General features: G+C 46.3%; 11 protein-coding genes and 1 tRNA gene. 2 read left to right on the top strand and 10 right to left on the bottom strand.

Features of this window, described 5'->3' with window-relative positions; all coding sequences use genetic code 11:
• Window positions 1-27 precede the first annotated feature (27 nt).
• From speD to Q0V21_RS27025, 10 genes are all read right to left on the bottom strand, one after another.
• Window positions 28-435 carry an adenosylmethionine decarboxylase gene (gene speD, locus Q0V21_RS27070; protein ID WP_301881436.1) on the bottom strand — a complete coding sequence of 136 codons (408 nt, stop codon included), beginning with the start codon at window positions 433-435 and terminating at the stop codon, window positions 28-30.
• 324 nt (window positions 436-759) lie between these two features.
• Window positions 760-1,350 (bottom strand): non-ribosomal peptide synthetase module, encoded by a 591-nt coding sequence (locus Q0V21_RS27065; RefSeq protein ID WP_301881434.1) that lies wholly within the window; start codon window positions 1,348-1,350, stop codon window positions 760-762.
• A 268-nt stretch (window positions 1,351-1,618) separates the two neighbouring features.
• Complete coding sequence (yihA, locus tag Q0V21_RS27060) at window positions 1,619-2,269, bottom strand: ribosome biogenesis GTP-binding protein YihA/YsxC (protein ID WP_285078342.1); 651 nt, start codon at window positions 2,267-2,269, stop codon at window positions 1,619-1,621.
• Window positions 2,270-2,425: 156 nt separating this feature from the next.
• The gene (lon, locus tag Q0V21_RS27055; protein WP_301881430.1) at window positions 2,426-4,765 is read right to left on the bottom strand and encodes an endopeptidase La; all 2,340 of its coding nucleotides are present in this window, start codon (window positions 4,763-4,765) and stop codon (window positions 2,426-2,428) included.
• Window positions 4,766-4,851: 86 nt separating this feature from the next.
• Window positions 4,852-6,606 carry an ATP-dependent protease LonB gene (gene lonB / locus Q0V21_RS27050; RefSeq protein WP_301881429.1) on the bottom strand — a complete coding sequence of 585 codons (1,755 nt, stop codon included), beginning with the start codon at window positions 6,604-6,606 and terminating at the stop codon, window positions 4,852-4,854.
• A gap of 168 nt (window positions 6,607-6,774) precedes the next feature.
• Complete coding sequence (ispG, locus tag Q0V21_RS27045) at window positions 6,775-7,872, bottom strand: flavodoxin-dependent (E)-4-hydroxy-3-methylbut-2-enyl-diphosphate synthase (RefSeq protein WP_301881427.1); 1,098 nt, start codon at window positions 7,870-7,872, stop codon at window positions 6,775-6,777.
• Window positions 7,873-7,995: 123 nt separating this feature from the next.
• Window positions 7,996-9,249: an ATP-dependent protease ATP-binding subunit ClpX gene (gene clpX / locus Q0V21_RS27040; protein ID WP_024633992.1), complete on the bottom strand. Its 1,254-nt coding sequence runs from the start codon at window positions 9,247-9,249 to the stop codon at window positions 7,996-7,998.
• Between the two features lie 12 nt (window positions 9,250-9,261).
• On the bottom strand, window positions 9,262-9,852 hold the full coding sequence (gene clpP / locus Q0V21_RS27035; RefSeq protein ID WP_024633993.1) for an ATP-dependent Clp endopeptidase proteolytic subunit ClpP: 591 nt from the start codon (window positions 9,850-9,852) through the stop codon (window positions 9,262-9,264).
• 377 nt (window positions 9,853-10,229) lie between these two features.
• Window positions 10,230-11,570, bottom strand: a complete 1,341-nt coding sequence (gene tig, locus Q0V21_RS27030; protein WP_301881425.1) for a trigger factor — start codon at window positions 11,568-11,570, stop codon at window positions 10,230-10,232.
• 138 nt (window positions 11,571-11,708) lie between these two features.
• Window positions 11,709-12,641: a hypothetical protein gene (locus tag Q0V21_RS27025; RefSeq protein WP_443146356.1), complete on the bottom strand. Its 933-nt coding sequence runs from the start codon at window positions 12,639-12,641 to the stop codon at window positions 11,709-11,711.
• Between the two features lie 232 nt (window positions 12,642-12,873).
• Here Q0V21_RS27025 and Q0V21_RS27020 point away from each other — a divergent pair.
• Window positions 12,874-12,947 (top strand) — tRNA-Arg (locus Q0V21_RS27020).
• 556 nt (window positions 12,948-13,503) lie between these two features.
• A complete protein-coding gene (locus tag Q0V21_RS27015; RefSeq protein ID WP_301881424.1) occupies window positions 13,504-14,736 on the top strand; it encodes a CynX/NimT family MFS transporter in 1,233 nt (410 codons plus the stop codon).
• Window positions 14,737-14,943: the final 207 nt, after the last annotated feature.

Here is a 14,943-nt window from a genome sequence, read left to right as displayed (position 1 = left end):
ATGTGAACATTATTCATGCTGTCGTAATTAAATCATGTATAGCAGATCATTTGGTTTCATTTCTGGTGTCTCAACATGCAATTCGCCCAATCCACGTACCAGTTTTTTTGCGTACGTTTTTTCCGGTTTTAATACGGATACCAGGTAATCAATGGCCAGTTGTGGGTCTACGGTCTCCCCGCAAGTGTAACAATCAATCGCTGCAAACCCTCTCTCAGGATACGTATGAATCGAGAGATGACTCTCAGACAGTAGTACAAGCACTGTCGCTCCTTGTGGTTCAAACTGCTTGGATTGTACGGACATTACTGTCGCGCCACATGCCTCCGCTGCTTCAACCAGTTGAGCTTGCAAATACTCCGCACTGTTCAATAGATCAAAGTCTACACCCCAAACATCAACAGCAACGTGTCTTCCGAAAGTTGAATATTCCATCCTTCGGCGCCCCCTTCCTAGGAATAAAATGTTTGAAAATTTCATCCGCTAGGACCTACGTCATTCACTTCCCGAGGGAAAAATCTCTCGCAACATATAATGTCCTGAGTGAATCCTGGTTCCTATATTCTTTTCAACGAGATTAAAAATAACATCTAATCAAAAGGAATGCAACCCCTTTTAAGAAGAACAAAAAATAAAAAAATTCAGTGTCCGTTAGACTCTCAAATTCAAAAAAATCCCCTTTCGCTGCCGCCTGGAATGTGCCAGATCAGAGCATAAGGGGACGGTTATTTAAATACTTGTATCATTCACACCTTCAGGTCAATAGGCCTCAAGCTCAAACAGCCGTTTCTGGTGAAGAGCAAGCTTTTCATCAATCTGCCGGAGTTGTTCAGAAGTAGACGCATCTTTTCTTGTATCGAGTAACGAATCAACCTCGGCGTATACCCGGTTTATCTCGCGTTCAATATCCCGAGCCTGGAACACACGCTGCAATTCAAGAATCGTATTTTTGTATTCGTAGATGACACGGATATTTTCACCGGTCTGCTCCACAATTTTACGGACAACGCCCTGAGTATAAACATACGTCATGGTGAACTCTTTATAAATTCGATGAACAACGCCGTCACCCTTAAAGGTCATAAAGAGCTTCCGAACTACGTTCGTCAGATGATGATTCACCAGGCGGCAAGATAACTCACAGATGTAAAACCCTTCCCTACGGTCAAAAGGGAAATGAACTTCTTCTCCACTCACATCTACGAGCACAATTTCCTGGCAGCCATTCTCCATCACCTTCACACGTTGATGAAGCCGGCCATCTTCTGTCATGCGCAAAAACTGATGCATCTGGGGTTCTGACAATTTCAAAGTGGCTTTAACATACTCTGTGGCTAATCGCTGAGCCATAAAAATCTCCTCAATTCTTTCCCGATTGTTTTGTCTTCCTGCACATGTGGCAGTGATCTCAAAATTCTTCAGGTCGGCAAGGCCGCTACTTTAGTACTGTTGGCACAAATGCACCTATACTCATTATACACTACCGTATTGCTATTTCACCCCAGAATAAAACGATGAATTTCCACGAAAACCCAGCAAAATATGGATTATTCCTTGATCTCCTCAAAGATACACCCAAGTTGCTCACTTTCCTGCATACACATGGCGTAATCCCCGGTTATCCGTTAATTTCGTGGTCTTCTTGACTCTCAGCCTCAGGCTCTTCTTCCGCTACAGCTTGACCGATTCCAGCATAGCGGGTGATGATCTCCCATAATTCTTCCTTACCTAAACCTTCTTCCGATGAAAACGGTACGAACAGATCCCCAGGACGGAGATCCAAAGCTTCTTTGATGACTTTGATATGTTTGGCTCTACGCGTTTTTGGAATCTTGTCCATCTTCGTCGCTACTACAACGAGAGGCAAGCCATGATGGCGAAGCCAGTCATTCATCATCATGTCATCCTTGGAAGGTTCATGTCTCATATCCACCATTTGCATAACCAGTTTCAATTCTTTCCGTTCCAGCAAATACTTCTCCATCATTTTGCCCCAGGCAAATCGCTGCTGCTTCGACACTTTGGCATAACCGTAGCCAGGGAAATCCACAAAATAGAGATCCTGATTGATCTTATAATAGTTCAGTTGCTGTGTCTTACCAGGGGTGGAACTCGTCCGAGCCAAATTTTTGCGATTAATCAAACGGTTGATCAAAGATGATTTCCCTACATTGGATCGTCCCGCCAATGCAATCTCGGGCAGGCCATCCTCGGGGTATTGTTCAGGCCGAACGGCACTGATAATAAATTCAGATTGATTTACTTTCATAATGTATCTGTCCTCTCTTGAACTCCTGTGCTCTTACTTATGGCTGCTGTTCGTATTATGCCATGGATTGTTCTATCATACCAAAAAAACCGTTCCAACGGACGCCAAAGCTTCCGCAGAACGGTTTACTCTTCATACGATCCCTCGTTTAACGGGTTACAGGTGTATTCCTGCCTGTTCCACAAGCGCATGTTGCAGCACTTGATCCATATGGGCTACAGGAACAAATTCCACATCTTCCTTGATGCTATCCGGAATATCCCGCAGGTCCCGTTCGTTATCCTTGGGCAATAATATTTTTTTGTAACCGGCGCGGTGGGCCGCCAGTGATTTTTCCTTAAGTCCTCCAATTGGCAACACACGGCCACGCAGCGTTATTTCACCAGTCATGGCAACGTCTTTGGAGACATGCTTGTTCGTCAAAGCAGAGATCAACGCAGTCGCCATTGTAATCCCGGCAGATGGTCCATCCTTCGGAATGGCTCCTTCCGGAACGTGAATATGGATATCGTTCTTCTCGTGGAAGTCAGACGGGATGCCGAGCTGTGCAGCTTTGGACCGGGTATAGCTGAATGCTGCCTGAGCGGATTCTTTCATGACATCGCCCAGTTTACCTGTCAGCGTCAGTTTACCTGTTCCAGGTACGACCGTCACTTCAATGACAAGCGTATCCCCACCCACTTCAGTCCAAGCGAGACCTGTCACCGTACCGATCTGATCTTCCAGTTCGGCCATGCCATAGCGGAACTTGCCAGGGCCAAGGTAGTCTTTGACTTCATCCGATGCGATATTAATTTGGCCTTCTACACCGGATACGATGTTTTTAGCCGCTTTCCTGCACAAAGACGCCATCTGCTGTTCTAGATTCCGCACACCGGATTCCCGTGTATATTCACGAATGACACGCAGCAAGCTGTCATCCCCAATATTCAACTGATCTTCTTCCAGACCGTGATCCTGCTTCTGCTTCGGCAGCAAATAGTTTTTGGCAATTTGCAGCTTCTCCAGTTCAGTATATCCTGGAATATTGAGCATTTCCATCCGATCCAGAAGCGGACGTGGGATGTTATGCACTGTGTTGGCCGTTGTAATGAACATAACGTTAGATAAGTCAAACGGCAATTCTACAAAGTGGTCACTGAACGTGTTATTCTGTTCGGGATCAAGTACCTCAAGCAACGCTGCGGAAGGGTCTCCGCGGAAGTCCGAAGCCATTTTATCGATCTCGTCCAGCAGGAAAACTGGATTGAGTGAACCCGCCGTTTTCATGCCCTGAATGATACGCCCTGGCATTGCTCCAACATAGGTACGACGATGTCCGCGAATTTCCGCTTCATCTCGCACACCACCCAGCGATATTCTGACAAACTCGCGTCCGAGTGATCTGGCAATGGAGCGGGCAAGCGACGTTTTGCCGACCCCTGGAGGTCCAACAAGACAAAGGATTGGCCCTTTAAGCTTTTTCACCAGCTTCTGAACAGCCAGATATTCCAGCACACGCTCTTTCGGTTTTTCCAAACCGTAATGATCTGCGTTTAGCACATCTTCAGCCTTTTGAATATCCAGATCGTCCGCTGTCATCTGTGTCCAAGGCAGCCCCAGCAACCAATCGACATAGTTGCGGATAACCCCGCCTTCGGCAGAACTAGATGGCATCTTCTCCAGTCGATCAATTTCTTTCTCAACCTTTTCCTTCACCTTGTCCGGCAAGCTTAGAGCCTCCATCTGATCTCGGAGCTCCTCAACCTCGCCGGCACGGCCCTCTTTCTCACCCAGCTCTTTCTGAATCGCCTTCATCTGCTCACGAAGGTAGTATTCCTTCTGGGTTTTCTCCATCTGTTTCTTCACACGCTGACTGATTTTGCGTTCAAGCTCCAGTACTTCCCGCTCATTGTTCAGGATGTCCAGCAGCTTCTCCAGCCGTTCACGAACGTCGATGGTTTCCAAAATCTCCTGTTTGTCCTTGATTTTCAAGGACAGGTGACTTGTAATAACATCGGCCAATCGACCTGGTTCTTCGATATCAGACACAGCTGCAAGTGTCTCGGGTGTAACCTTTTTGGACAGATTAATATAATTTTCGAACTGGTTCAGAACCGTACGCATCAGCGCATCCGTTTCTGGATGACTGTTCTCCTCTTCAGGAAGCTCTTGTGCCAGCACTTCGTAATATTCCTCGTTATCCGTATATTCAATGATTTCAGCCCGTTCCAAGCCTTCCACAAGTACACGAATCGTCCCGTTTGGAAGCTTCAGCATCTGTCTGACCTTGGCAACCGTTCCGATTCTGAAAATATCCTCTTGTGTTGGTTCTTCAATATTTACCTCGGCTTGGGAACATAGGAGAATCAAATGTTCTTCTACCATCGCTTTTTCTAAAGCCTTGACCGATTTCTCCCGGCCCACATCGAGATGCAGTACCATACTCGGGTAGACGAGAAGTCCTCTTAAAGGCAGTAAAGGAAAACGACGACCTTTCGCTTTGCTCGGTCCCATCGCTTTCGCACCTCCAATGGCTCTCAGGTTGTAGTCATTCATTATTCTATCAAATGTTCACATAAAAAACCAATGAAGGGAAGCGCCTAACAGCTTCCCGAATCTGTAACCTGTCCTGGACGGGGCAAGTCGACACGTAAATATGAAGCGGATGCAGGTGGAAAAATCTCCGGTGCAGGTGTCGCTGACTCCTCCGCAAGGTTTAATTGTTTTGTTTGCTCTTCATTAGGTACCCAGTCAAATACTTCACGGAACACGTCTTCAACGGTATCGACCGGAACAACGCGTAAGCCATCCAGATTTTCAAAGATGGACTGCCAGTTCTCGGCGGGAATAATGACCGTCTTTGCACCCGCCTGGAATGCAGCTTCCACTTTGGCAAGTACACCGCCGATTGGTTTTACCCGTCCATGGATACTGATCTCGCCAGTCATCGCTGTCTCGTGATCAATCGGACGCCCCTGGATGGCTGATGTAATGGCTGTGGCCATGGCAATCCCGGCAGATGGACCATCAATTGGCGTTCCACCTGGGAAGTTGACGTGTAAATCATAGTCGTTAGGACGAATGCCCATGGCCTTTAATACGGTTAACACATTTTCAACCGATCCTTTAGCCATACTTTTTCGCCGGAGTGTGCGCGAACCGCCTCCAATCTCTTCTTCATCCACAACTCCCGTGATGTTAATCCGTCCCTGATCTCGAAGAGCCGGAACAGCGGATACTTCAATCTCCAAAATGGTGCCCATATTGGGTCCATATACGGCCAAGCCATTCACAAAACCAATCTGTGGCTGCAAAGGCACCTTGCGATCTGGCCGGGGCTGAATCTGGCTGCTGCCAGCAACCCATTCCACATCCGACGCCTGCAGCGTTTCACGTTTTTCGGTCAAGGCCAGCCCAGCAGCGAGCTGAATAATGTTAACCGCCTCGCGTCCATTGGTTGCATATCGCTTGACTACATCAACGGCTTCTGGACATGGACTGAACCCGATTTTCTGAACAGCATCTTCCGCAATTCGCCCAATCTCTTCAGGAAGCAATGGACGGAAATAGACCTCCATGCACCGCGAGCGCAAGGCTGGAGGCAGTTCATGGGGCGAACGAGTCGTCGCTCCGACAAGACGAAAATCGGCTGGCAGACCATTTTGAAAAATATCGTGGATATAAGCAGGAGTATGCGTGTCTTCCGAGTTATAGTACGCACTTTCCAAAAAGACCTTGCGGTCCTCCAAGACTTTCAGCAGTTTATTCATCTGAATGGAATGCAGTTCACCGATCTCATCAATAAACAGCATTCCCCCATGTGCCTTCGTAACGGCACCCGGTTTCGGTTGTGGAATACCTGCTACGCCCATCGCTCCCGCTCCCTGATAGATCGGATCATGCACTGAACCAATCAAAGGGTCAGCAATACCCCGTTCATCGAAACGCGCCGTCGTGGCGTCAAGTTCCGTGAATTTGGCATCTGCCTTAAAGGGCGATGACGGATTCTTTTTGGCTTCCTCCAAAACCACCCTTGCAGCGGCTGTTTTCCCCACCCCTGGTGGTCCATATATAATGACATGCTGGGGATTAGCACTGCATAACGCGGCTTTAAGAGCGCGAAGTCCGTCTTTTTGCCCTACAATGTCATTGATGGTTGCTGGACGCGTCTTCTCTGCCAGAGGCTTGGTGAGTGAAATGGAGCGCAGCTTCCGCAGCTTCTCCAGTTCCTTGCGGGATTCACGCTCCACCGCACTGCGATTCGTTTTCTGGCCACGAAGCAAATTCCAGAAATACAAACCGATCACCACACCAAAAAATAACTGGATCATCATTATGACCATACCAAATTCCATGTCTCAACATCCTCCTGTTCTATCCCTATTCTCATATGAGATCATGCTAATACTTGGTAGTATAGCCTTTTCACCGAGACGTAAACGGGTGATCTGGAAATTGTATGTTGAAGAACAAAAAACAGCCCGTCATTGATGACGGGCTGTTACAGAAGTGATATGAATCAATCAGTGCGAGCGACCAGGAATAACTCCTGTGGTTTCATAGGCTTCCACGATGATGTCGATCTCTTTTTTCAATTCCTCAACCATGATTTCTTCCGGCACTTTACGGATCATTTTACCATGACGGAATAACAAACCTTCCCCGCGTGCACCGGCAATACCGATATCCGCTTCCTTCGCTTCACCCGGACCGTTAACCGCACAACCCAGCACCGATACTTTAATCGGCACCTTGAGTTTGGAAATATACTCTTCCACCTCATTAGCAATGGAGAAGAGATCGATATCCAAACGTCCACAGGTTGGACAGGAAATCAGCGTAGCTGCATTGGAGATCAGACCAAAGGTTTTGAGCAGGTCACGAGCAACCTTAATTTCTTCAACCGGATCCGCACTAAGCGATATCCGCATCGTCGAACCAATGCCCATAGATAACAAGGCACCCATACCCGCAGAACTTTTGATTGTACCCGAGAACAATGTGCCCGCCTCGGTAATCCCCAGGTGTAAAGGATACTGAATGATTTGAGCCGCTTTGGTATAAGCTTCAATCGCCATCGGTACATCCGAAGCTTTGAGAGACACGATAATATCGTGGAAATCCAATTCCTCAAGAATACCAATGTGATAAAGTGCACTTTCTACCATAGCATCAGCTGTTGGATAACCATATTTTTCAAGCAAATGATTTTCCAGAGAACCTGCGTTTACCCCGATCCGAATCGGAATACCCTTCTCTTTACAAGCTTTGACGACTTCCTCAACTTTGGAACGTTTACCGATATTACCGGGATTAATCCGCACTTTATCGATGCCGTTCTCAATCGCAAGAAGAGCCAGTTTATAATTAAAATGGATATCCGCTACGAGCGGAATATGGATCCGTTTCTTGATTTCCTTGATGGCTGCGGCAGCTTCCTCATTGTTCACCGTTACACGCACCACTTGACAGCCTGCTTCTTCCAAACGCAAAATCTCTGCAACGGTTGCCTCTACGTCTGCCGTTTTCGTTGTACACATGCTCTGAATGATGACATCGTTGCTGCCACCAATCGTTAAGTTCCCCACTTTTACGGGACGTGTATCTTGTCTTAAAAACATGAGTGATTTCTCTCCCCACAACGTCAAAGCTCCACCCTGACAGAGACATGAAATCGTCTTCTGCCAGGAGTGGAGAACTGACAAGTCTATATTTCAGTGTTGAAACGGAATATTCACCTGTAGTTAGGCACTTTCTTCCTGCTTGTCGTCCTTCCTTTGACTCAATTCAGGCACGACTCTCTTCTCAACGACCTCTTCAGTAATGACACAGTTCGTAACATCATCACGGGAAGGCACTTCGTACATAATCTCAAGCATAATGCCCTCGATAATCGCGCGCAGTCCACGTGCACCTGTGTTACGTTTAATGGCTTCCTTCGCAATCGCCAGCAATGCTCCTGGTTCGAACACCAGATTCACATTATCCAGCTCAAGCAGCTTTTGGTATTGTTTCGTAAGCGCATTTTTCGGCTCGGAAAGAATCCGTACCAATGTGTCTTCGTCCAGTGGCTCCAAAGTGGAGATGACTGGCAAACGGCCTACAAACTCCGGAATTAGACCAAATTTCAGCAAGTCTTCCGGCAATACCATACCCAGATATTCACCTGGTTTAAGATCTTTTTGTTCCGTAACGGTGTTAAAGCCAATGACTTTTTTACCGATCCGGCGTTTGATCATTTGCTCCAGCCCATCAAAGGCACCGCCGCAAATGAACAAGATGTTGGTGGTATCAATTTGAATGAATTCCTGATGTGGATGCTTACGGCCACCTTGTGGTGGTACAGAAGCTACAGTTCCTTCCAGGATTTTCAAAAGTGCCTGTTGAACTCCTTCACCCGATACATCCCGTGTAATGGATGGGTTCTCGGATTTACGTGCTACTTTATCAATTTCATCGATATAAATAATGCCGCGCTCTGCTTTTTCCACATCATAGTCAGCAGCTTGAATCAGCTTGAGCAGAATGTTCTCTACATCCTCGCCGACATAACCAGCTTCTGTCAATGAAGTCGCATCCGCAATAGCAAAAGGAACATTAAGGATTTTGGCCATCGTTTGCGCAAGCAACGTTTTACCTGAACCCGTAGGTCCTAACAGCAAAATGTTACTCTTTTGCAATTCAACGTCCTCAATCTTGCTTTGTGTGTTGATCCGTTTATAGTGATTGTAAACCGCAACAGACAAAGACTTCTTCGCCTGATCCTGTCCAATAACGTACTGGTCCAGAATATCACGGATTTCTTTTGGTTTTGGAATATCTTTGAGGTCCAGTTCTTCGTCATGACCGAGCTCTTCCTCAACGATTTCAGTGCAAAGTTCGATACATTCATCACAAATGTAAACGCCTGGTCCAGCGACCAGTTTGCGCACCTGTTCCTGAGATTTACCGCAAAAAGAGCATTTCAATTGCCCTTTCTCATCGTTAAATTTAAACATGAAACCACCCCTTTAGGAATTGATCGGTCTGCTGAGCACCTGGTCAATAATGCCGTACGTTTTGGCTTCCTCAGCACTCATGAAAAAGTCACGGTCTGTGTCCCGCTCGATTTTCTCAAGGGGTTGACCTGTACGATCGACGTATATTTGATTCAGTTTTTGACGTGTTTTAATAATCCATTCCGCGTGAATTTTGATATCCGCAGCCTGTCCTTGAACGCCGCCAAGCGGCTGATGAATCATCACTTCACTGTTCGTCAGTGCATATCGTTTGCCAGGAGCACCGGCTGTCAGCAATAACGAGCCCATGCTTGCTGCCATACCTACGCAAATGGTTGATACATCCGGTTTGATATATTGCATCGTATCGTATATACCCATCCCTGCGGTGACAGAACCACCAGGTGAATTAATGTACAGGCTGATATCCTTCTCAGGATCGTCGGCTGCCAAAAACAAAAGCTGTGCTATGACAAGATTGGCTACATCGTCATCAATCGCACTGGTTAGAAAAATAATGCGATCCTTCAGCAAACGCGAATATATATCGTAAGAACGCTCGCCTCGATTGGTTTGTTCTACAACCATTGGCACCAGACTCATGAGACCAACCTCTTTTCTACATGTAATTAGACATAGGCTACCTGTAAAGCAAACCCAAATTCATTCTAACACGTTCCTGTGACAATGTCATTTTTCACAAGCGGTGTAAAGCCTAAGTGAGTTTACTTTTTAGCCTGATCATATTTAACCATGTTTTCTATGTATGTGCAAATCGGAGCAATCCTATGCCGTTTCGCCTTTTTTTTATTTGCAGGAGAACCATAGGACGTTGAATATGCATCAGCGACACCACAAAGAATTACATCCATATTATTACTGAATCCTCTATAAAATGGATGCCATAATTTAAAAATAAGGCACGCAATGATTCACGTGCCTTATCGTTTATTCAGCTGTTCATTACATAACAGCTTGTCTTATTTTTCGTCAGCTTCTGCAGCAACTTCTTCAGCTGGAGCTTCAACAGCTTCAACGACTTTGCTGTTCTCAACGAGAACATCAATCGTTTTACGCAGTTTCACTTCATCACGAAGGCTGTCCAGGGAACCATTACCCTCAAGAATGCCACGAATCTCTTCAGCAGGACGCTTGTAGGATTCAGCCATTTTTTCGAGTTCTTGGTTAACTTCTTCGTCAGACACTTCGATGTTCTCCGCTTTACCAACTGCTTCAAGAACCAGGTTGTTGCGAACACGTTTGGAAGCATCTTCCTGCATTTGTCCTCTCAGGTCAGCTTGAGTTTGACCGGAGAAGCTCAGGAACATTTCCAGGTTCATACCTTGGTTGCGCAGACGGTTGTCGAAATCACGCATCATGTTTTGTACTTCACTTTCAACCATTGCTGCTGGAATGTCCACTTCAGCATTTTCAGCCACTTTTTCTACAACAGCATTTTCTTGAGCTGCTTTGGCTTCGTCTGCTTTACGGGATTCCAATTGTGTTTTCAGATCAGCTTTGTACTCTTCAAGCGTATCGAATTCGCTAACATCTTTTGCAAACTCGTCATCCAGTTCAGGAAGTTGTTTACGTTTGATTTCATGCACTTTCACTTTGAATACCGCTTGTTTGCCAGCCAGTTCAGCCGCATGGTAGCTCTCTGGGAAAGTTACTTCAACGTCTTTGAAGTCGCCTGTGGACAGACCCAAAACCTGTTCTTCAAATCCTGGGATGAACGTGTTGGAACCAAGTTCCAGGGAATAACGCTCAGCTTGTCCGCCTTCGAACGGTACACCATCAACGGAGCCGTCAAAGTCGATTACAGCAACATCGCCGTTTTGTGCAGAGCCTTCGTCGATAACAACGAGTTCTGCGTGACGTTGTTGAAGACGCTCGAGTTCTTCAGTCACTTCTACATCCGTTACTTCATGTTTGGCTACAGCAACTTCAACGCCTTTGTAGTCACCCAGTGTAACTTCAGGTTTAACCGTTACTTTCGCTTTGAACTTGAATACTTGTCCTTTAGCGAATTGTTCCACATCTACATCTGGGCGGTCAACCGGAAAGATATCCGTTTGGTCGATTGCTTCTGTGTAAGCTTCAGGAAGCAAAATGTCAATTGCTTCTTGATACAAGCTTTCCACACCAAAACGAGCTTCGAAGATTGGACGTGGAACTTTACCTTTACGGAATCCAGGTACGTTTGCTTGTTTAACTACTTTATTAAAAGCTTTGTCGAGTGCTGCAGTTACACGATCTGCACCCACTTCAACCTCAAGAACCCCAAGGTTCTTCTCTATCTTTTCCCAAGTTGCTTTCATTGTATACTTTCCCCTCCAAAATTCACATGTTCACGTAGACAATCACGTACAAAATAACCATTTTAGTATAAACAAGATTAGATTCTTTTTCAAGGGGAATCCCTTGATAGGGTTTGAGGAAAACGTTTCCGGCTCCTATTAACCGTCCAATCCGGCAGATACAAACTGTTTCATTGATCGATATGCTTGCTCCAGGCGAAAGCGCATCGCCCCTGTCACAGCATACATTGAGCGAGTATCTTCCTCGTCATGCGAACCGCCCAGACTATCTGCAACGGTCATATGTAGAGCGGCTGCCCATATATCTGTCATGGAATCATTTTCTTCCAACATCGACATATAATCACGGGTTCCATACACAGCCATAACATATTGAATCCACAGTTCTTGTGCAAAATAAAAGAGTGTAGGCTCATGAACCTCCGTCTGATCTGCCACCCTTTCAAGAATCTGAACAATCTGAAGCGGGAAATCCTCAGGTCTAAGCGGAACAGTATCAATCTCCACTTCAACCGGCTCTTCGCCACGAGTAAATGCAATAATGCCTTGAACACCACGACGGCGTAATGTCTGAAGCACACGGAACTGTAGCAAAGGATGCAGTGTCTTGTCTTTCAGCCATCCGGTAAGCGAATCATCAATTTCTGGCCGATCGAGATAAGCAAGCTGCTCCAGCGCCAACATTGTCTGATCAGATAAAGGTTCCTCCATCACGGTATGAAGCAATTTATCCGCATAGCCATCATCCTGCTCAAGCTTGGTTCTCGCATGTTGGCGTGCCATGTCCTCTTCACTGACTTCCTCTTCCTCACGCTCTTCATGGACCACTGGTAAATCCTCTCCATAGTGAGGGAAAGCAGCTTCAAGCCATTCGAGCAACGCTCGCCATTCGTCATAATGCCGCTCTTCCTGTCCTTGGCATTGCAGCAAAAAGCGAAGCAGGTCCATCGCTTCACCATAGCGTTCATTTTCAAGCATAACCGTCAATTGAATCTGGTAATAGTCCAGCGTCTTAGGAAACAGCACGATATTGTTGCTATGCTCGGTTTCCGGGGTCGTGGATTCCTTAATAGGAGCACCTCCTCTGTATCCTGAATCTCCAGTCGCAATCAACCATAAATAGATGTATATTAAACGAAAGTCGATCTATTTTTTGAGTTCTTCTGATATTCTAACATAACCTTAATTATAATGAAAAAAACGTTACTGCCGCCAAATATCATATACGAAAAATAGTTTTAAATAAAATGTTTGATATTCATCATTATTTATGATAAAATCAATTTTGCTTGAAAAAATTCATGTCTCAGTAGCTCAGCTGGATAGAGCAACGCCCTTCTAAGGCGTCGGTCGGGGGTTCGAATCCCTCCTGGGACGTTATAAAGAAAGCTTCCTTCGGGAAGCTTTTTTTTGCGTTCTGGGGATGAGAACCCCAACGGTTCGTCGGAGCATCCGCTTCGGGAGCACTACTTCGCAGTCTCGACTGCAAGGAGAGTATCCCTCCTGGGACGTCATAAAAAAAGCTTCCTTCGGGAAGCTTTTTTTGCGTTCTGGGGATGAGAACCCCAATGGTTCGTCGGAGCATCCGCTTCGGAAGCACTGCTTCGCAGTCTCGACTGCAAGGAGAGTATCCCTCCTGGGACGTAATAAAGAAAGCTTCCTTCGGGAAGCTTTTTTTGCGTTCTGGGGATGAGAACCCCAACGGTTCGTCGGAGCATCAGCTTCGGGAGCACTACTTCGCAGTCTCGACTGCAAGGAGAGTATCCCTCCTGGGACGTAATAAGAAAAGCTTCCTTCGGGAAGCTTTTTTTTGCGTTCTGGGGATAATCGGATACGTTCATTGTCTGATGTTGACATGGAATGTTATGCTGGTTTGTGTGTATGTATGTATCAATGCATACATATTAGACAAATAAAACATAGGAGATTTATCATGCCCTCATCTTTACAACAAAACTCACCTAACCAGTCTGCAGTCGATAATTCATCGTCAGCATCCATGAAACTTGGACTCTTACTGGCAGGCATTATCGTTATTGCAGCGACAATGCGTTCACCGATTACGGCAACAGGTCCAATCGTGGATCTGATTCGTACAGATACAGGAATAAGTCATACCATGGCAGGCTTGCTGACCTCTCTTCCTTTGCTTGCCTTTGCGGCAATCTCTCCCTTCGCTCCAAAATTGGCGCGAAGATTTGGACTTGAAACTGCTCTGTTAACTGCCATAATTCTTGTGACCATAGGTGTTGCCCTCCGGTTCATACCCTCTGTTCCCGTTCTCTTCGCAGGAACAGCGATTCTCGGATGCGGCATTGCCCTGAGCAACGTATTGCTGCCCAGTCTGATTAAGCGGGATTTCCCATTGCGTGTAGGACTCGTTACTGGTCTCTATTCCGTGTCCATGAATATATGGGGCGCTATCGCCTCAGGAATCAGTGTTCCCGCGGCAGGGTTAACCTCCATGGGATGGCATGCCTCACTCGGCATGTGGGCTATACTGTCCATTCTGGCCCTGATTCTCTGGCTGCCTCATGTCCGTTCTGGACGGCGCGGCGAAGTTTACGTGGCTTCGAGAACGGAAACGAAGCCGGTTCGTCTTATTTCATCTTCCTTAGCATGGCATGTCACACTGTTCATGGGACTGCAATCTTTAATTTTTTACACTACAATTACTTGGCTGCCTGAGGTTTTATCTGATCAGGGTTTCAGTTCCTCTTCAGCGGGCTGGATGCTATCCCTGATGCAAATGGTTAGTGTTCCGGTAACGTTTATCGTTCCGATTCTGGCTGGACGAATGAAAGATCAACGTGGGTTGACAGCAATTACAGGCTCATGTCTGATTCTGGGATACGCATTCCTTCTAAGCGGTATTTCCTCTCTCGTAACTGTCGGTGTTGCTTTGGCCGGAGTTGGAGCCGGAGCATCGTTCGGACTTGTAACCATGCTTTTCGTACTGCGTACGGCTGATGCAAGACAGGCTGCGGGACTTTCAGGAATGGCTCAATCCTTTGGGTACATGCTGGCGGCCTTCGGACCTTTGCTGTTCGGCGTGCTTCATGACTGGACAAAAGGATGGACCCTTCCGTTGCTGGTACAGGTTATCCTTGCCATTGTTTTACTGATCGCAGGGATCAAGGCCAGCAAGAATCGAGTGATTGGCTAGATTCAAAAAAAGGATAACTTCTATCAATTATTTTGACGTTTAATTACGCTCCCCTTGGGTGCAGGCTAATAAAACCTGTCACCCAAGGGGAGCGTTTCGTTATAAAAGTGTAGCTATCCATTCATGTGGCAATAAAAGACCAAAATAAAAAACGGCCTCCATCCCGCAAGAGTTCGGGATGAAGACCGCTTATGCAAAACAATTCCT

Origin of the sequence: Paenibacillus sp. 11B (genome assembly GCF_030487755.1) — a bacterium.
In the GTDB taxonomy this organism is placed as follows: Bacteria; Bacillota; Bacilli; order Paenibacillales; family Paenibacillaceae; genus Paenibacillus; species Paenibacillus vandeheii.
The sequence above is the reverse complement of the archived record's forward strand: the minus strand, read 5'-3'. Positions and strand labels throughout refer to the sequence as shown.